At 56.5% G+C, this 18,758-nt stretch carries 19 protein-coding genes; 1 reads left to right on the plus strand and 18 read right to left on the minus strand.

Translation table 11 applies throughout. The features are described 5' to 3' along the window. Positions 1-117: 117 nt before the first annotated feature. The 17 genes from era to NMK_RS17040 form a co-directional block, all read right to left on the minus strand. Entirely contained in the window at positions 118-1,005 is an 888-nt protein-coding gene (era, locus tag NMK_RS16960) for a GTPase Era (protein WP_109016962.1), read from the minus strand. Next, positions 998-1,672, minus strand: coding sequence for a ribonuclease III (gene rnc / locus NMK_RS16965; RefSeq protein ID WP_109016963.1), 675 nt, complete (start codon positions 1,670-1,672; stop codon positions 998-1,000). The genes era and rnc overlap by 8 nt, the downstream gene beginning before the upstream one ends. 28 nt (positions 1,673-1,700) lie before the next feature. Continuing rightward, positions 1,701-2,078, minus strand: coding sequence for a DUF4845 domain-containing protein (locus NMK_RS16970; RefSeq protein WP_109016964.1), 378 nt, complete (start codon positions 2,076-2,078; stop codon positions 1,701-1,703). 11 nt (positions 2,079-2,089) lie between these two features. Beyond that, positions 2,090-2,836, minus strand: coding sequence for a signal peptidase I (gene lepB / locus NMK_RS16975; RefSeq protein ID WP_109016965.1), 747 nt, complete (start codon positions 2,834-2,836; stop codon positions 2,090-2,092). After that, positions 2,836-4,629, minus strand: coding sequence for a translation elongation factor 4 (gene lepA / locus NMK_RS16980; protein ID WP_109017015.1), 1,794 nt, complete (start codon positions 4,627-4,629; stop codon positions 2,836-2,838). The genes lepB and lepA overlap by 1 nt, the downstream gene beginning before the upstream one ends. 109 nt (positions 4,630-4,738) lie before the next feature. Beyond that, the gene (flgL, locus tag NMK_RS16985; protein WP_109016966.1) at positions 4,739-6,052 is read right to left on the minus strand and encodes a flagellar hook-associated protein FlgL; all 1,314 of its coding nucleotides are present in this window, start codon (positions 6,050-6,052) and stop codon (positions 4,739-4,741) included. 2 nt (positions 6,053-6,054) lie between these two features. Continuing rightward, positions 6,055-7,989, minus strand: coding sequence for a flagellar hook-associated protein FlgK (flgK, locus tag NMK_RS16990; protein ID WP_109016967.1), 1,935 nt, complete (start codon positions 7,987-7,989; stop codon positions 6,055-6,057). A gap of 67 nt (positions 7,990-8,056) precedes the next feature. Further along, positions 8,057-8,947, minus strand: coding sequence for a flagellar assembly peptidoglycan hydrolase FlgJ (gene flgJ / locus NMK_RS16995; RefSeq protein WP_109016968.1), 891 nt, complete (start codon positions 8,945-8,947; stop codon positions 8,057-8,059). A 3-nt stretch (positions 8,948-8,950) separates the two neighbouring features. Further along, a complete protein-coding gene (locus NMK_RS17000; protein WP_109016969.1) occupies positions 8,951-10,054 on the minus strand; it encodes a flagellar basal body P-ring protein FlgI in 1,104 nt (367 codons plus the stop codon). A gap of 10 nt (positions 10,055-10,064) precedes the next feature. Further along, positions 10,065-10,793, minus strand: coding sequence for a flagellar basal body L-ring protein FlgH (locus NMK_RS17005; protein WP_109016970.1), 729 nt, complete (start codon positions 10,791-10,793; stop codon positions 10,065-10,067). Between the two features lie 36 nt (positions 10,794-10,829). Then, a complete protein-coding gene (gene flgG, locus NMK_RS17010; protein ID WP_109016971.1) occupies positions 10,830-11,609 on the minus strand; it encodes a flagellar basal-body rod protein FlgG in 780 nt (259 codons plus the stop codon). Positions 11,610-11,628: 19 nt separating this feature from the next. Beyond that, on the minus strand, positions 11,629-12,369 hold the full coding sequence (flgF, locus tag NMK_RS17015) for a flagellar basal-body rod protein FlgF (RefSeq protein ID WP_109016972.1): 741 nt from the start codon (positions 12,367-12,369) through the stop codon (positions 11,629-11,631). Between the two features lie 21 nt (positions 12,370-12,390). After that, positions 12,391-13,662, minus strand: a complete 1,272-nt coding sequence (gene flgE, locus NMK_RS17020; RefSeq protein ID WP_109016973.1) for a flagellar hook protein FlgE — start codon at positions 13,660-13,662, stop codon at positions 12,391-12,393. Between the two features lie 15 nt (positions 13,663-13,677). Then, positions 13,678-14,325 carry a flagellar hook assembly protein FlgD gene (locus NMK_RS17025; protein WP_109016974.1) on the minus strand — a complete coding sequence of 216 codons (648 nt, stop codon included), beginning with the start codon at positions 14,323-14,325 and terminating at the stop codon, positions 13,678-13,680. A 23-nt stretch (positions 14,326-14,348) separates the two neighbouring features. Beyond that, on the minus strand, positions 14,349-14,762 hold the full coding sequence (gene flgC, locus NMK_RS17030) for a flagellar basal body rod protein FlgC (RefSeq protein WP_109016975.1): 414 nt from the start codon (positions 14,760-14,762) through the stop codon (positions 14,349-14,351). Further along, the gene (flgB, locus tag NMK_RS17035) at positions 14,762-15,175 is read right to left on the minus strand and encodes a flagellar basal body rod protein FlgB (protein WP_227871548.1); all 414 of its coding nucleotides are present in this window, start codon (positions 15,173-15,175) and stop codon (positions 14,762-14,764) included. The genes flgC and flgB overlap by 1 nt, the downstream gene beginning before the upstream one ends. A gap of 147 nt (positions 15,176-15,322) precedes the next feature. Further along, on the minus strand, positions 15,323-17,089 hold the full coding sequence (locus NMK_RS17040) for a GGDEF domain-containing protein (RefSeq protein WP_109016976.1): 1,767 nt from the start codon (positions 17,087-17,089) through the stop codon (positions 15,323-15,325). A 106-nt stretch (positions 17,090-17,195) separates the two neighbouring features. On the opposite strand from NMK_RS17040, the gene flgA reads away from it, so the two are divergent. Further along, positions 17,196-17,888: a flagellar basal body P-ring formation chaperone FlgA gene (gene flgA / locus NMK_RS17045; protein ID WP_109016977.1), complete on the plus strand. Its 693-nt coding sequence runs from the start codon at positions 17,196-17,198 to the stop codon at positions 17,886-17,888. Between the two features lie 3 nt (positions 17,889-17,891). Here flgA and NMK_RS17050 read toward each other — a convergent pair whose 3' ends face one another. Then, entirely contained in the window at positions 17,892-18,737 is an 846-nt protein-coding gene (locus NMK_RS17050; protein ID WP_109016978.1) for an SMP-30/gluconolactonase/LRE family protein, read from the minus strand. Positions 18,738-18,758: the final 21 nt, after the last annotated feature.

The following is an 18,758-nucleotide window of genomic DNA, read 5'->3' on the forward strand; positions in this document are numbered from 1 at the left end:
GAGCCACGTTTGGAGAGAGAAACCCTCGCGCCTCGTCTCTCTTCCATAGTGCAGCGCAAAGAGGCGCATATCGCCCCTTCCACATCACTTTTCCATTTTCACCTATTGACCTGGACATCAGAATCCCAGGCTCTTCAAAGCGTGTTCGTCGTCGGCCCAGCCGCTGCGGACCTTGACCCAGGTTTCGAGGTAAACCTTGCCGTCGAACAGCTTTTCCATGTCCTGTCGGGCTTCGGTGGAGATGCGCTTGAGCTTTTCGCCGCCCTTGCCGATCAGGATGGGCTTCTGGTTTTCCTTGTCGACGATGATGGCAGCAAAGATGCGGCGCAGGGCGCCGACTTCCTCGAACTTCTCAATTTCGACGGCAATGGCATACGGCACTTCTTCACCCAACAGGCGGAACACCTTTTCGCGCAGGATTTCGGCGGCGAGAAAGCGCTCATTGCGATCGGTCAGCTCGTCTTCGCCATAGATCGCGGGCTGCTCGGGCAAATGCTTGCGGGTAGCGCTTAGAAGCTCATCCAATGCCAGAAGGCGCTTGGCACTGACCGGTACGACTTCGGTGAATTCGAATTCCTTGGCGATTTCCTGGATAAACGGCAGCAGCTTGGACTTGTCGTCGAGCTTGTCGGCCTTGTTGATGACCAGTACCACCGGACGATTCTTGGGCAACAGCGCCAGCACCTTGCGGTCAGCATCGCCGAATTGCGTGGCTTCCACCACGAATAGCACGACATCCACCTCGGCCAGCACTTGCTGCACGGTTTTATTGAGGGTGCGGTTGAGCGCGTTGATATGACGCGTCTGAAAACCCGGCGTATCGACGAACAGGTATTGCGTGTCGTCGGTGGTGTGAATGCCCAGCATACGGTAGCGCGTGGTCTGAGCCTTGCGCGAGGTAATGCTGAGCTTGACGCCGAGAATATGGTTGAGCAGCGTGGACTTGCCGACGTTGGGGCGACCGACGATGGCGATGGTGCCGCAGCGAAAATCTTGTTCAGGCATGGGTTGCAGTCTTGTAAGCGGCTTCGGCCGCGAGTTGTTCGGCGGCACGGCGGCTGCCGCCCTCGCCATGAGTACGAATGCCGAGCGCAGGAATACTGCACTCGACGCGGAAAGTTTGACAATGCGCCTCGCCCTCGGTTGCCAGCACCGTATATTGCGGCAGCGCGAGCTTGCGGCCTTGCAGGAACTCTTGCAGCAAGGTCTTGGGATCTTTGCCCAAGGTGCTGGGGTCCAGACCAGTCATGCGATTCTGGTAAAGCCGTGTCACCACAGCCTCGGCTGCGCTAAAACCGGCATCCAAGAAAATCGCGCCAATAATGGCTTCCAGGGCATCAGCAAGGACAGACGGGCGCCGCCAGCCGCCGCTCTTGAGTTCGCCCTCGCCCAGCAGCAAACAACTGCCGACATCAAGCTTGGTCGCAATCTCGCTCAAGGTCGCTTCCTTGACCAGATGCGAACGCATGCGGCTCAAGTCACCTTCGGGTATGTTGGGAAAATTGCGATACAACAGCTGCGCAACGATGCAATTAAGCACGCTGTCGCCAAGGAATTCCAGGCGTTCGTTGTTGCTGCTACTGTGACTACGGTGGGTAAGTGCCTGCCGCAACAAGGCGGCCTGCTGGAAGGTATGGCCGAGACGGGCGGCCAGGTGCGGCAGCCCGTTCATGCCGGAAGCGAGAGTACTACGGTCACGCCTAATGCGCCTTCAGGGACTTGTCGTCGGTGGAGAGCTTGAAATCGACCAAAGCGCTAACATTGCCCATGATGGGCTCGACGGCCGAATACTCGACGCTGACTACGGTATGGCCGCCGTCCTGGCTAATCACGAGATCCTTGGCCTGCACGCTTTTGAAATCGTCGATAGCTTGTTGGCGATCGAACGCATCCTTGATTTCCTTCGGCGTGATGTTTTCGTTCGATTCGATTTGGCTCTTGAGGGAAGCGAAAGCTCGCTTGAGCTCGAAATATTCGCTATAAGCCGGCCAAATTTTCATGGCGACGATTGCGATGAACACAATACCGGCCACGGTCAATACCGTGCCGATGAACGTCATGCCGCGTTGTTTTTGCATGCTGGCTCCCCTTAATTAATGTGTGTGCCAATTCTGCCGAATTTATCGAAATTCCACCAGATGAGGAACGCGCGGCCGACGATGTTCTGATCCGGCACGAACCCCCAGAAACGGCTGTCGTTGCTGTTGTCGCGATTATCGCCCATCACGAAATAATGTCCTTGCGGCACCACAACTTCGCCGTCCACAGCGGGGTTGTGATCGTCCAGGAGAATGTCGTGCTTGTGGTCGCCCAGTTGCTCGATCACGCGGCGCACGCTCATCTGGTTGAGGCCTGGGGCCACGTAGTCGTAATAACCGTTTTCCTGCTGCTCCACGGCCTTGCCGTTGACGAAAATCTGCTTGTTCCGATACTCGACATGATCCCCCGGCACGCCCACTACGCGCTTGATGTAATCGAGCGAGGGGTCCTTGGGGAAACGGAACACAACGACTTCGCCACGTTGCGGATGATTGACCTCGATGAAGGTGTTGTTGGCCACAGGAACACGCAAACCGTAGGTGAATTTATTGACCAGGATAAAATCGCCTACGAGCAGCGTCGGCATCATGGAACCGGAAGGAATCTTGAACGGTTCGACCAGGAAAGATCGGATCAGGAACACTGCCAGGATGACCGGGAAGAAACTCTTGGAGTATTCCACCAGGATGGGCTCCTTGGCGCCACTGGCGCGGCTCTTGCGGAGCACCAGGGAATCGATCAACCACACCAGGCCGGTCAGCGCCAGGGCAACCAGCATGAACAGGGCGAAATTCATTATTTGTCCTCAACTCTCAAAATGGCCAGGAAGGCTTCCTGCGGGATTTCCACGTTGCCGACCTGCTTCATGCGCTTCTTACCCTCTTTCTGCTTCTCGAGAAGCTTTTTCTTTCGGGTAATGTCGCCGCCGTAGCATTTTGCCAACACATTCTTACGCATCGCTTTCACCGTCTCGCGGGCGATGATGTTGGCGCCGATAGAGGCCTGGATCGCCACGTCGAACATCTGGCGCGGGATCAATTCGCGCATCTTGGAGGCCAGTTCGCGACCTCGGTGAATGCTATTGGCGCGGTGCACGATCAACGACAGCGCATCGACACGCTCACCGCTCACCATGATATCGAGCTTGACCAGATCGGATGGACGGAACTCCAGAAACTCGTAATCCAGCGAAGCGTAGCCGCGCGAGGTCGATTTAAGCTTGTCGAAGAAATCCATCACCACTTCGTTGAGCGGCATTTCATAGGTCAGCATCACCTGCCGGCCCATGTACTGCATGTTCCGCTGCACGCCGCGCTTGTTGTTGCACAAGGTCATGACCGGGCCGACATATTCCTGCGGCATGAGGATGGTCGTGGTGATGATGGGCTCGCGAATCTCTTCGATACGCGAGGGTTCTGGCAGCTTGGAGGGATTCTCGACCTGAATCACGTCGCCGGCCTTGGTCAGGACTTCATAAACCACGGTCGGCGCCGTGGTGATCAAGTCCATATCGTATTCGCGCTCCAGGCGTTCCTGCACGATTTCCATGTGCAACAAACCGAGGAAGCCGCAGCGGAAGCCGAAACCCAGCGCCTGAGAGACTTCCGGCTCGAATTGCAATGAAGCATCGTTCAAACGCAGCTTTTCCAGCGCGTCGCGCAAGGCCTCGTACTGGTTGGACTCCACCGGATACAGGCCGGCGAACACCTGCGGCTTGATTTCCTTGAAACCGGGCAGCGGCGCTTCGGCCGGTGCTGTAGCGAGCGTAATGGTATCGCCCACTTTGGCGCTGGCGAGTTCCTTGATGCCGGCAATGACGAAGCCCACTTCACCGGCAGAGAGATTTTCACGTTGGCGCGACTTGGGCGTGAACACCCCGACCTGCTCGCACAAATATTGTGCCCCTGTCGCCATAAAGCGAATTTTATCCTTGGGCTTGAGCTTTCCGTCCACCACCCGCACCAGCATGATGACGCCGACGTAGTTATCGAACCAGGAATCGATGATGAGCGCCTTGAGCGGGGCACTTTCATCGCCCGTCGGAGGTGGAATCTTGGCGACGACGGCTTCGAGCACGTCCTCCACGCCCACGCCGGTCTTGGCCGAACAGCGCACGGCATCAGTCGCCTCAACCCCGATGATGTCTTCGATTTCCTGGATGACGCGCTCCGGGTCGGCAGAAGGCAAATCGATCTTGTTGAGCACCGACACCACTTCCACGCCCTGCTCGATCGCCGTGTAGCAGTTGGCCACGCTCTGTGCTTCCACGCCCTGGGAGGCGTCTACCACCAGCAACGCGCCTTCACAAGCCGCCAGGGAACGGCTGACTTCGTAGGAGAAGTCGACGTGCCCTGGGGTGTCGATCAGGTTGAGGTTGTAGATCTGACCGTCGCGCGCCTTGTAATTGAGTGCCGCGGTCTGAGCCTTAATGGTGATGCCGCGCTCGCGCTCCAGGTCCATGGAATCAAGCACTTGCGCTTCCATTTCACGGTCGGATAAGCCGCCACAGAGCTGAATGATGCGGTCGGCCAGGGTCGACTTGCCATGGTCGATGTGGGCAATAATGGAAAAATTGCGGATATTCTTCATGTAAGCCAACAAGAAGGGCGCCGAGGCGCCCTTATCGTGTATGTAGTTGCAAGGTAACGGATTGTTCGGGTGGGATTTTACCCCAATCAGCCCTAACCCGCTAAGCAAATCAAGAGATGTAATTGAACAAGGACAACCCTTGCACCTTGATGAAGGATTTTTGAGCAGCTTCCAGCGCCGTCTGCTTCATGGTCATGTCGCTGATGGCCTTGGTGTAATCGAGATCCTGCAAATTGCTTCGCGTCGTCTGGTATTGCAGCACCAAATCGTCGTTGACGGAGCTCTGGGTGTCGACTTCTTTCATTGAAGCCCCTACAGATGCTCGAATTTTCAGGATATTCTCTTCCGCCGAAGCGATATTGGACAATGCCGTATTGTTGTTGTTCGTGATTGCGGCATTGCTGTAATGAGATGTGGTTAACGAGGTGATCAGATCATTCAGTGTCGTAAAAATATCCTGATTCGTGCTCGCTTTCACCGTAAACGTATCGCCAGTGGCTGGATCTCCGCTAATACTCAGTTCCGCACCGAAGTCGAAGGGCGTCGGGTTGGTATCCGGGGGGGAGACAGTCTTAAGGCTGATGGTGCTACCGCTGGTATAAGTTCTGGGGTACGGCCCAGCCCCGGACGCCGCTCCAGTCAGTAACGAATTGCCACTGACGTTGTCGACGATGTCGTAAGTCGTTACAGAAGGGACCTGCGTGGTGTCAACATTAAACTTGATGGTGAAATCCTGGCTGTTGGCAGGATTGTTCCATGCCGCAGGGTTCAATACGACGCCCGGACTGATGACGCCGGTGCCAGTATTAGTAGCAACACTGCCGGCCATTGCTTGAGCAGTAACGAAAGTACCGTTGCCGTTGAGTATCTGCTGGAACACTTGCGCGCCCGATGAACTTACGGGTACTTGGCGAGAGGCGCTGATCTGGATTTGGCGCTGCCCCTGGTCACCGTTGTAGGCCACCGAACCGGGTGTCGTTTCAGAAAACGCCTGGGTGTTGCCTTTGAAACCCGAGAAGATGTATTGCCCGTTGCCGTCCGTGGTATTGGCAAAGCCCAGGAGTTGGTTGTAATCACTTTGCAGTTCGGAAGCCAGGCTCTTACGATCAGCAGAGCTCAAACCCGGATTGCCCGCATTGACCGCGAGCACTCGGACGTTCTGCAACAAGGTGTTGACACTGTCCAAGATGGAATCCTGCAAACCAAGCGAGTCCGTCGCAGATTGGCCATTCCGCGTAAATTGTTCCGTTGTCGATTGCGATTGAGAAACGTCGAGAACGCGCGAGGCTGCAATGGGATCATCCGATGGCGTCAGGACCCGGCGGCCGGTCGACATCTGCTGCTGAATCTTAAGTAAGTCGGCCGTCTGGGACTGCACCCCGCGCGTGCCGATGTCATAAATCATGTTAGTGCTGATACGCATGATTAACGTCCAATCGCCAGAATCGAATCAAACAACGTCGAGGCAATTTGCAACATTTTGCCCGATGCCTGGTAGGCCTGCTGGTAACGCAGCAGGTTGGCAGCCTCTTCATCGAGATTAACGCCCGACAAGCCTTGCTGCGCATTTTTGGTTTGGTCCAGCAAGGCTGCTTGCGCCTTGCTGGTAACCTGAAGCTCTGCGGATTTATTACCCACCTGGCTCACGATTTGGCTGTAGGCACCTTGGTACGATGCCGAGCCGCCGATCAATGTATTCTTGGTTTGCAGCTGTGCCAGCGCCAGCATGTTGCGGTTATCGGAAACTCCGTTAACGTTGGGGCCGATCGTGAATTTGTCTCCGGACGACGGCGTGCCGGTAATGGAAACCGTCCAGCCGTTGTAGCTGATGTTGCCGCCCGCGGTAAAACTGACACCAGAAGCCAGCGTCCCGAGATTGGCATCCACCACATCGAAAGTCGTAGGTGGATTATTGAACGTGATCGTGACCGGATTCTTCAGGTTGAGATCGGTCGTCGGATGGCTGGGGTCCGGCGTGGTCGGCACGGCATCGACGGATCCTCCACTGACAACCCCGGTGCCTTTGTTGGAAGTGCCTGCGCCGGTCACGATAGGCGCTGCTGCGGCAATGGTATCGATACCGATGGTATTACTTAGGGCGATATCGCGAGCCGCGTATCGAGTGGGCTGCACGGTAAAGACATCGCCTGCATTGGGTGGCGCAACTTCGGTCAATGTGATCCCGGGAATAAAGGTCGACAGAGAACCAGCCGACACCCCTGTCGTCGTGACATGCGTCGTGAGATTAGTGACGGAATAATTGGCCCCGTCATAAAGAATCCGGAAATCGTCCACCCCTAATGCGGACACATTGGACAGGGCCGCGGTGATAGAACCGGTGCCGGTATTGTTGGTGCTTGGCAGGACACTAGGCCCAGGCACGGCAAAAAAGTCTTGCCCCAAATTGCCCGAGAGATCTTGTCCGAGTTGATGCTGCGCGTTGAAAGTCTCGGCCACCCCCATGGCAACGCGGCCAAGTTCGTTCTGGGCTGGGATGAGGGATTTATCACGAAAATCGAGCAAGCCGCTCAAGTTACCGCCGCTCAGGCTGCCGGTACCTAGCAACGTTGTCTTGCTGCCGTATTGGTAGGCAACTTCGACGCGCTGCTGGTCCTCCGGCGAGCGCACGGTGGTAAGTTGATAAACCGTGTTTCCCACGATCAACGGTTGACCGTTGCCGATGAACACATTGAGGCTTCCGTCGCTCTGCTTGATCACAGTGGCACCCACCTGAGCGTTCAACTGGGAGATCAGGTTATCGCGCTGGTCCAGCAAGTCGTTGGGCGGCTGGTTCGTGCTGCTGCCTTGAATAGTGATCTGGTCGTTCAGCTTTGCAATCTGTTGCGCGTAGGAATTAATCAGCGAAACACTGTCTGTAATTTGCGTATTGACGCCGCCCTGCAAGTCGGTAAGTCGAGCCGAAATAGCCTGGAACCGCGAGATCAGAGCACTTGCGCCGCTCAACATGGATTGACGCGATGCGACGGATTGCGGATTGGAACTCACATCCCCCACGGCACTGAAAAAATCCTGCAATGCGGGGGAAAGACCGGAATTAGGGTCGGCCAGCATGTTATCGATCTGGCTGATCTGACCGTAATAGGTATCCATATAAGAGCTTTGCGTCTGGACGCGCTGCAATTGCGTATCGAGAAACTGGCTGTAAACGCGCTTGACGGTCTCGACATTGGTGCCCTGGCCGATAAAGCCCGACCCGCTGGGCGTTGCCAGATTGGTACCCTGTACGATGGTCTGACGATGATAGCCTTCGGTATCGGCATTGGTAATGTTGTGCCCAGCCGTAGCCAGTCCGATCTGGGCGGCATTCAGTCCGGTAACGCCTACGCTAAACAAACTCATGATTCAGTCTTCCGTTGCATGTGTTGTTATCGGCTCATGCTGCGCAAACTTAACCCCACTTTGCAGGTCAAGCAGCATCTGCGGAGGCCAATTGATTGCGGAACGCCGGGCTGCTGATCACGCGCATCAGCTTGTTGCCGTAGTCCGGATCGGTGGCATAGCCGCCCTGCTGCAAACCGCGCGCAAATCCAGCGGCATCCTGGTTCAAGGCACCGGCGTAACGCGGGCTACCGGAGATCAGCTTGGCGTAATCGGCAAAGCTCTCTTTATATGAACCATAGGCACGGAATTTTTCGGTGGATTGCACCGGTTTACCGTTGACGTACTCCGTGACTTGTTTTTCCACCGTGGGGCCGTGCCAATTGCTGCCGGCCTTGAGGTTGAACAGGTTGTGGCTATTACTGCCGTCCGCAGATTTCAATTCGTGCTTGCCCCAGCCGCTTTCGAGTGCGGCTTGGCCCAGCAAGAGATGCGGGGCAACGCCTAGCGATTTGGCAGCATCTACGGCGTGAGGCCACAATTTGTCGAGGAATCCGCCGGAGGTACCATTCACGTCAGGTGCTGAAGTTTCCGCAGCCTTTTCAACGACACCAGCCGCAGTAACTGCAGGCGTTTGCGCGGCAGGCTGTTGCTTGGACAACGCAATCAAGTTCATCTGCTGCTCGATCTGTGCAGTCAGTGCATCGCCCAGTCCCATGCCGCGGCTTTGCGAGATGGACTGAGCGACCTGCTGGTCGAACATGTCGGTGAATGTCTTGGTTTCCTGGCTATCGAAAGGACCGTCCTGGGAGACGGTCTCGCGCATGCTGCGCAGCATCATTTGCAGGAAATATGCTTCGAACTGCTTGGCGGCGGCCTTGATACCTTCCTTGGTATCCGTCCCATTCGTCAGCTTGTGCAGGCTTCCGAGCGACTGGGGGTCGATCGCAAGCTGGTTGGAAAACGGGATGGACGTCATGGCTTAGATGATTTCCAGGTTGGCCTTGAGTGCGCCGGCGGCCTTCATGGCCTGGAGAATGGCGAGCAAGTCCTGAGGCGTAGCGCCGACAGCGTTGAGCGCCTTCACAACTTCGCCCAGCGTAGCGCCGGAGCGCAGCATCACCAGCTCGCCCTTCTTTTCCTTGATTTCCACTTGGGCCTGGTCGGTTGCGACAGTCTGGCCTTGCGACAGAGCATTCGGCTGGCTGACCAAGGGCTCGCTGCTGATAATCACGGACAAGCTGCCATGCGCGACAGCCACCGTATCAAGCGATACTTCCTTGTTCATCACGATGGAGCCGGTGCGGGCATTAAGAATCACGCGGGCGATGTCTTCGCCGGGCGATACGGACAGATTCTCGACGCGAGACAGGAAAGCCACGCGCTGATTGTTGTCCAGCGGGGCAGCCACGCGAATTTGGCGGCCATCCACGGCAACTGCGGTACCTGGACCGAAATTACGGTTGATGGCATCGACCATGCGAGCAGCCGTGGTGAAATCGGAGGCATTGAGTTCGTAGTTGACGTATTCGCCCTGCCCCAGTGCTGTCGGTACCGCACGTTCCACCGTAGCACCGCCCGGTACACGCCCGACCGCAAGCTGGTTAACCTGCACGCTGGAACCACCAGCTGCAGCACCGGCCCCGGCCACCACCAGATTGCCCTGCGCCATCGCGTACACCTGTCCGTCAGCGCCTTTCAAGGGCGTCATCAGCAGGGTGCCACCACGCAAGCTCTTGGCGTTACCGATGGATGAAACGGTCACATCGATCGGCTGCCCACCCTTGGCGAACGGCGGTAGCGTCGCAGTCACCATGACGGCAGCCACATTCTTGAGCTGCAGGCTGGTACCCGTGGGAATATTGATGCCCATCTGGCCCAGCATGCTAATAATGCTGCTGACGGTGAACGGCGTTTGTGTCGTCTGGTCGCCCGTTCCGTCGAGTCCCACCACGATCCCGTAGCCCGCCAGTTGGTTGCTACGCACGCCCTGAAGGGTGGCGATCTCCTTGATGCGCTCGGCCTGTGCCGGCATCACGGCCGTCAGGCTGAGCAAGGCGATAACGATGCGTGCGACGATTTTCATGATCCGATTCCTAGAACGGCAGCAAGGCCACGAAGAAGCGCGATAACAGACTCATGACTTGCGCAGTATCCATGCTTTGCTTGCCTTTGTCCTCGATGCGGGCGTCGGCAATCTGGGTCGAGCTCACCACATTGCCGGAAGTGATGTTCATTGGGTTTACAACGCCGGAAAGGCGGATGAATTCGGTATTGTTGTTGACCGAAATCTGCTTCTCGCCGCTCACCACCAGATTACCGTTGGGCAGAACTTCGATAACAGTAACAGTGATGCTGCCGGTAAAGCTGTTGCTGTTCGAATTGTTGTCCTTGTTATCGCTCTTGAGCGATGAACTGGCAGTAAAAGCAGAATTGAAGTTGGTGCCGGTGCCGAAATTGTTGTTTCCGCCAGGAATCGGCACGTTAATGCCGGGTTTGGGCGTATACCCGAGAATCGTTGGGGTTCCGATATTCACATTGGCGGAGCCCGTACGGGTAAAATTATCCGCATTACTGGTACTGCCTGCCGTTTTTTCAATCAAGGTGACCGTAATCGTATCCCCGACGAAACGAGCACGTCTGTCCTCGAACAATGGCCGGCTATTGGCAGCGTGATAAATTGCCCCGTCCGCAGGCAGCGCCGCAGGCTGGGGATTGGGGCGCATGGTCATGGGCTGCTGGACGGATGTGGACGGATCGGTATTGCACCCCGTCAGCATCACCACGGCAGCCAGAATCGAACATTTAACCAAGCTTTGCATCATAAACTCCTTACCTCTGCACCAGTTACTCCGCACCAATTACATCTGTACCAGGCGCTGCAGCATTTGATCCGAAGCGGTAATCGCCTTGGAATTGATTTCATACGCGCGTTGCGCAGTAATCATGTTGACCAGTTCTTCCGTCACATTGACGTTGGAGGTTTCCACGAAACCCTGGTTGAGCGAACCTAAGCCATTGGAACCGGGGTTGGAAGTATTGGGCGTACCCGAAGCCACCGTTTCCAGGTACAAATTGTCGCCCACGCTTTGCAAGCCGGCCGGATTGATGAAATTGCTCAACTGGATCGGTCCCTGGGTCGAGGTCACGTTCCCGGTCTGCACAATGGTCACGGTGCCGTCCTTGGCGACGGTCACGGAAATAGCATCGTTCGGGATCGTAATCTGCGGTTGCAGGATATCGCCGTTGGCGGTCACCACGGTACCTTCGCTGTTGACCTGAAAAGAACCGTCGCGTGTATAAGCCAGCGTACCGTCAGAAAGCTGGACCTGGAAAAAACCGTTGCCGCTGACGGCGAGATCGAGCGAATTGCCGGTCTGTTGCAGGTTACCCTGGATATGGATGCGCTCGGTCGCTACCGGGCGAGCACCGGTACCCAACTGCAGACCGGACGGAATCTGGTTTTGCTGGGAAGCCTGGGCACCAGGCTGGCGCAAGGTTTGGTAGATCAGGTCCTCGAACACCGGACGCGAGCGTTTGAAACCATTGGTCGCTACGTTGGCCAAGTTATGGGAGATGACGTCAATATTGGTTTGCTGGGACTCCATCCCGGTTTTGGCAATCCAAAGCGATCTAAGCATGGTTGGCTATCCTCGTTCGTTAAGACGTCAGGCTCATGACCTGCGACGCGCGGTTGGCGTTCTCGTCGGCCGTCTGCATCAATTTGATCTGCATATCGAAAAAGCGCGATTGGTCGATGATGCCGATCAAGGCATCGACCGCGCTCACGTTACTCGACTCCAGCACGCCGGCTGCAAGGTTTACACCGGCATCCGCCTGAGCGGCCTGGCCGTTGCTTTGGCGGAACAAGCCGTCATCGCCCCGTACCATATTGGCATCGGGAGGACTGACCAGCTTGATGCGACCGATGGTCACGGCAGCGTTGTACTGGTTATTGGTAATGACGGAAATCGTGCCGTCCTTGCCGATGTTGATTTCAGAATCGGCAGGCACCGTGATCGGGCCGTCCTGGCCTACAACAGTCTGGCCATTGCTGGTGATCAGGAGACCGCTGGAGGTCATCTGCAAACTGCCGTTGCGGGTATAAGCCTCTTTGCCCTTGGCGTCCTGCACTGCGATCCAACCGCTGCCTTGAATCGCCACGTCCAGCGGACGGCCCGTGGTACGCAGCACGCCGCTCGACAAATTGGCCGTAGGGGTGGAATCGACAACGAAAGTGCGCGTGGCCTCGCCCGGACCGAACACCGGTAAGGCACGGAAAGCACCGTTCTGCGCCTTGTACCCGTTGGTGGATACGTTCGCCAGGTTGTGCGAAGTCACTGCCTGTTGATACAGGCTGTGCTTGGCACCGTTCATGGCGATGTAGAGCAGTCGATCCATTACCGTTCGGCCCTATCCCGGTTAACGCAGGTTCACCAGCGTTTGCATGACCTGATCCTGCGTCTTGATGGTCTGCGCGTTGGCCTGGTAGTTGCGCTGGGCGGTGATCATATTGACCAGTTCACCAGTCAAGTCGACGTTGGAATCTTCGACTGCCGACGATTGCAGCGCGCCGAAGGAGCCTGAAGAACCTGGTGTACCGATCAACGGGATACCAGAGGTCGAAGTTTCCGCCCACTGGTTGTCGCCCAACGGCTGCAAGCCTTGCGGGTTGCGGAACGAGGTCAACACGACTTGCCCCAGGTTCTTGGATTGGCCGTTGGTGTATCGGCCCTGGATGATGCCGTCCTTGCTGATGGAAAAGCCGCTTAGCTGCCCCATTCCGTAGCCATCCTGCGTCAAGGAGTTGACGCTGAAACTGCCGCCGAACTGCGTGGTACCGGTGAAATCGACCGGGAAAGTAAGATCCGCAGCCCCGGTTTGCAAAACGGTTGCATCGGGAATAGTGGCTTGAGTAGCCGGCATCGCCGCAGTCAACACGCCCGCCGTATCGAACGTCAACGTCGTCAGCGGTGCGGTACCGCCCGCGGAAAGGTCTGTCGTCACACCGGCCGGATTGGTCAGCGTGGTATTGACTTGCCAGGTATTGGAAGCGGTTTTTACGAAATACATCGAATACGTGTGTGCCGATCCCAGAGTGTCGTAAACAGTCAACGAGGTCGACTTGGTGTAAGTCGTCGGGTCCGTGTAATCAAAGGTCGAGGTATTGATCGGCGCACTGGAATCGAGGTTAAGCAAAGCCTGGATCCCCTTGGCTCCGCTAGTCGCCCCGCCGGTCACCTGCGGTGAAATGCTGGCAGTATTAACTTGAAGGTTGGTGAGCGCACCCGTGTTGATCAATCCGGAGGGCGTCACTGCATAACCCGTCAGGTTTTGTCCCGTGCTGGTGACAATGAATCCGTTTTTATCGAGCTCGAACTGGCCGTTACGCGTGTAGGTCACGGCGCCACCGTTGCTGACCCGATAAAAGCCGCCGCCGTTGATGGCAACATCGAGCGGATTGTTGGTCGTGGTCACGTTACCTTGGGTAAATTGCTGCACCACCGTGGCCAACTTCGCGCCCAAGCCCACAGGAGAAGCGCCGGCACCAACGAGAGACGCCGCAAACACGTCGGCAAATTGCGCCTCGCCCGACTTAAAGCCCACCGTACTCGAGTTGGCAACGTTGTGCCCGATGACGTCCAAATCCTTGGATGCCACATTCAAACCGCTCAATGCCTGCTGGAAACCCATGCTGTTTCTCCTTGGTTACATCACTTGACGCACGTCGCTCAGGTTAACTTCACCCAAGCCGGTCACATTCAACGTCGACCCCGTGCTGCTCATCAGCACGCTGTTGACAGGACCGACAGCCAACGCTGTCGAGCTTACGGCCTGGCCGTCCAGCGTAGCCTTGACCTTGAAAGAGTAGTTGCCGGTAGCCGCCTGCGCGCCATCGGTCTTCTTGCCGTCCCAGGTGAATGCGAACGTACCCGAATCCTTTTTACCAAGCTCCATGGTGCGGACGACATTATTTTTGTCGTCCATGATGCTGACAGTCACCTTATCGGCCGCAGTATCAAGATCGGCACCTGCCACTGCGCCCGCCGTGGTCAAGGTGAGGAAGCTGCCGGGCGCCAACACGGTATGCCCGATGAGGCTAGCCGATTGGAAAGACTGGGCTTCGCTGTAGGCCGACAAGGTTGCGTTGAGTTTTTCGATCCCGGTCACGGTGCTCAACTGCGCCATTTGCGAGGTCACCTGAGCGTTATCCAGGGGATTAAGCGGATCCTGGTTCTTCATTTGCGTCACCAGCAACTTGAGGAAGCGATCCTCCTGCTCCTGCGCAGCGCTTTTGGTCGTGCTGGTCGTGGCGCTCGACGAGGTACCCGTGGTTCCCGTTACGGCAGCTGTCATGATTTATTTACCTCCTAAAAACCTTATTGACCCAGCGTCAAGGTGCGCTGAATCATGGATTTGGCCGTATTCATCATTTCGACATCCGCCTGGTAGGAGCGGGAAGCCGAAATCATGTTGGTCATCTCTTCCACCACGTTCACATTGGGCATGGTGACGTAACCATCGCCGTTGGCGTACGGATTCTTGGGGTCGTAGACCATCTTCATGGGAGACGGGTCGTCGACGACCTTGGCGACTGCTACCGAAGCCACCCCTTTGGGAGCAGCACTGTTAAGCGGACGAGCTTCAAACACCACCTGCTTGGCACGATACGGTTGGCCGTTGGAGCTGGTCACGCTATCGGCGTTGGCCATGTTACTGGCCACCACGTTGAGTCGCATGGACTGCGCCGTCATTGCAGACCCCGCGATATCGAATACCCGGAAGAGAGCCATTAGTTATTTCCTCGCAGCGCTTCCTGCATATCCTTGAACTGACCGTTCACGAATTGCAGCGTCGCCATGTAATTCAATGCATTCTCGGAGAATTGGGCCTGCTCGATGTTGCTATCCACCGTGTTGCCGTCGATGCTGGGCTGCACAGAGGTGCGATACATGGGCTTAACATCCCCCATCGCCGTATTGTTGCCGTCGAGATGCATGGGCGAAGTCTTAGTGAGATCCACGCTCATGCCGCGGCCGGCCTGGGCCTGTTGCAGCGTCTTGGCAAAATCGATATCCACAGCCTTGTAGTTGGGAGTATCGGCATTAGCGATGTTGGAAGCCAACAACTGCTGGCGATAGGTACGCAGATTCAGGGCTTTTTCCTGAAAAGAGAGCGTCTTGTCCAATGCCGTCATGATTGCCATGTCACTACTATTCCCGATTACGGATAGGCAGTCACAAGCAGATACTGTGCCATCCATCAAGAATGGCGTCAGATCTAGGTTTTGAGGGGAGAAAAGAAAAGAATCGGCAAGAAAAACGGCAAGCCCTTGCCGGAGAGCGGCAAACGCTTACGCAGCCGCTCCGATCACGCGATTGCGGCCAGCATGCTTGGCCTCGTACAACGCCAGGTCGGCACGTTTGATGACATCTTCCGGCTGTTCCTGGCCCTGCCGCTCGGCGACCCCGGCGCTGAAAGTGATCAACACTTTCTGGTTATTGTGCAGGAAGAAATTCTTGGTCAGCTCGCGCTGCACCCGAGACATGATGGCAATGGCGCCGTCCTGGTCGGTTTGCGGCAGGATGATGACGAACTCCTCGCCGCCGTACCGGGCGAGCACATCTGTGGGACGCAGCGTGCTTTTGACTACCTTGGCGAGATGAATCAACGCCACGTCGCCGGCGTCATGCCCTAGGGAGTCGTTAAGCTTCTTGAAGTGATCCACGTCAAGCAAAGCGATACTGATGGGCTGACTGGCGCGCTCTGCTCGGCTGAATTCGCGCATGAACGCCTCTTCCATACCGCGTCGATTGAGCGTACCGGTGAGGAAGTCCTGATGCGCCACCTCACTCAGTTGCATCAACTCGGTGGTAAGTTGCTCGATACGTTGTTCGGCATCGCGTACTTCTTTTTGCGAAGCCTGCAAGTGATCCCGGGCTCGTAACGCGTCGAGCTGCATAGCCCGGGTATCCTGCATGATGCTGTCGAGGATAACGTTAAGCTCCGCAATATCTTCCGTCTTGCTGAGACGCTGCTGATAACCGCCGATCTTGTCGTGAAACTCTCCGGTGTTCTCGGTCATTTCAGCTAGGCGCTCGACGAAGCTCGCCGCCATTTGCTTCAATGTCTCGCGCGCCTCGATCAGCCCGTGCTTCAGCTTGCCCTGCTTGAAGATCAGCTCCTTCAAGCTGCTTTCGGCGTCGTAGAGCACTTCGATGTCGAGCGGCTTTTCGATGATCTCGCGCAACATTTGCGTCTGACCGCGCAGCCATTGGTCGTCCACCACTAGCTCGCTCATATTGTCGACCAGCAGGCGCATCACCTGCAGCAATTCCTCGTGCAGACGGAATTGGGCATCGCTGTTCATTTCCAGCTTGTACCAGAACGCCTTGAAGTCCTCGGCCAGCTTGGTAACCTGCTTATCAGTCGCGGCGGCCTTGGCTTGTTCTAATAATTGTTGGGCATTGCGGGCGAGTTCGGGCAGATATTTAAGCTGCGAAAGCAGGCCGAATTCGAGTGTCTTAACCAGCAAGTCCCGCCATTGTCCAGCAAGCGAAGACGAGGGTAACGGAGCGCCGGTTGTTGTCGGCTGCGCTGCGGCAGCGGCCACGGGTTCACTCTCTTCAACCAGCGGCTCTGCTGCTTTTCCGCCGCTTTTCCAGGAGGCAACCAGGGCTAGAATTTTTTCCTCCAGCACATTGACGTCAGCGCCAAAATTAGTCAGCAGACGCTCCAGCCCGTCCTTCTTCTTGCTGATGCTCATGCCAGGGCGGCTAATTTCCAATTCCCGAATCAGGTCGCGCAGCAACTCACCCCAATGGCCGGGCTCCCCATCCTTGCCGCTCGGTAACAATTGCCGCAGCAGGGCCTCAATATCGGCGAGATTGGACGCACTTGAAGCTTGCTGCAACTGGGTCGAAAGCTTGGCGAATTTGGGACGGCCTCGGCCGGCTTCCTTCAGCAGCCGAATCAAGACCTGAACCGGATCCTCTGACTTGATGCCGCTAATTTCTTCATACGCGCGACGGAAATTGTCAGGGGTGGGAGGTACCTTGCTGAGAGCGAGATTCTTGAGAGTCTGGCGGGCAATTTCTATTGGAGTTTGTGTATTTGCCATTGTGATACGCTGCGAGGGAGCCTGGTTCGGGTTAGAATCAATTTCCGCCGATGCTTGACGACGGAAAGCCTTATATGCGGAATGACTTAAAGATTGTCATGAAACAATGACCTCGTGCAAGCCCTTTATTGCGCTGGCCTTCAGCTTACTCTTCACCACAGCCGCGGCAGGCGAATTGCAATCTCATGACGCCATTGTCGCCGCCGTCGAACGTTTCGTATTACAGAGCGCAACAGGCGCCGGCAACACCGTCAACGTCTCTGTAACGCCGCTGGACTCGCGGCTTCGTCTCGGCAAATGCGACAACCTGGAAACCTGGCTGCCTAGCGGCAATAAGCTTTGGGGTCGGGCCAGCATCGGCGTGCGTTGCCGTGCGCCATCCAGTTGGTCGATCTATGTCCCGGTCACGGTCCGCGTTTCGGGAAACGCTCTGGTCGCCGCCCACCCCATCGCTCGCGGGCAAGCCATTGCCCAGGACGATCTCGAATTGCAAATGCGCGATTTGACGCAGTATCCCAACGGCGCGTTCAGCAATCCCGATCAGATCATCGGCCGTACTGCTACGCTCAACATCCAGGCCGGCGAAGTGCTAAGGCCCGAGCAACTCAAGGCAGCACTCATTATCCGTCAAGGGCAACAGGTGACGCTCGTGGCGCAGGGCGCCGGTTTCAAGGTCAGTTCGGAAGGTACGGCGATGGGAAACGCCGCGACCGGGCAAGTCGTTGCCGTCAAAACCCGGTCGGGGCAGATCATCAAGGGCATCGCCAAGAGCGATGGTGTCGTGGAAGTGTATTTCTGATACTTATTTTGCCGGCAGCCACACCAGTTCGCCGGCCTTCATATCCGGCACCAGGATGTATTTGCCGTCTTGCGACAAGGCGATATCGGCAGAAGCCTTGAAGCCGTCCTTGACCAGCTTGAGCTCACCGTCCGACTTGAGCATGAACACCCGGCCGTTTTTCCAGTCGCTCACCCAGATGCGGTTTTCACGGTCACGCACTACCCCATCGCCACCACCGAAGCCCTCGGCCACTTCCACCATCTTGCCGGTCTTGATGGTGATCCGGTAAAGCACGCCGGAGAAGAAATCGACCATCAGCAAGTTGCCTTCACCGTCCGGAAGCAATCCGTTTGGCGCCAGCACCCGCTTGTCTTCCGAGTCCACCACGGTGCTCACCTTGCCGGACGGCGTTACCTTGAATACCGCGCCGCCCTTGCCTTTGAGGTCACCGCTGTCCGAGACATACAAATTCCCGGCTTTATCGAATGTCAGGTCATTGAGGAACTGTGGTTTAACCGGAAAAGCTTCTGCTGCTGCAAAAACTTTCCACTTGCCGTTAGGCTCAACGCTCAGGATGCGCATCTTGTCGGCCACATATAGCTTACCCTTGTTGTAGGCCAAACCCTTGGGATCGTCCATCCCGGTTGCAAACGGCTTGGCTTTGCCGTTTTCGATGACGCTGATCTGGCCATCGCCGTCCTTGCCGAACTCGCCGATTTCCGAGACGTAGATCTTGCCGCCTACGGCCAAGGCCGATTCGGGCGTTTTCAGTCCGGTAACGGTTTCCGGTGCTGCCATCGCGGTTGTGGCAGCGGCAAGGCCGAATGCAGTCAGGATGGATCGAGTAAGGTGTTGAAGTTTGTACATGCGTTTTTTTCCTTTCATCAA

The sequence above is a fragment of the Novimethylophilus kurashikiensis genome, assembly GCF_003112435.1.
Taxonomy (GTDB): domain Bacteria; phylum Pseudomonadota; class Gammaproteobacteria; order Burkholderiales; family Methylophilaceae; genus Novimethylophilus; species Novimethylophilus kurashikiensis.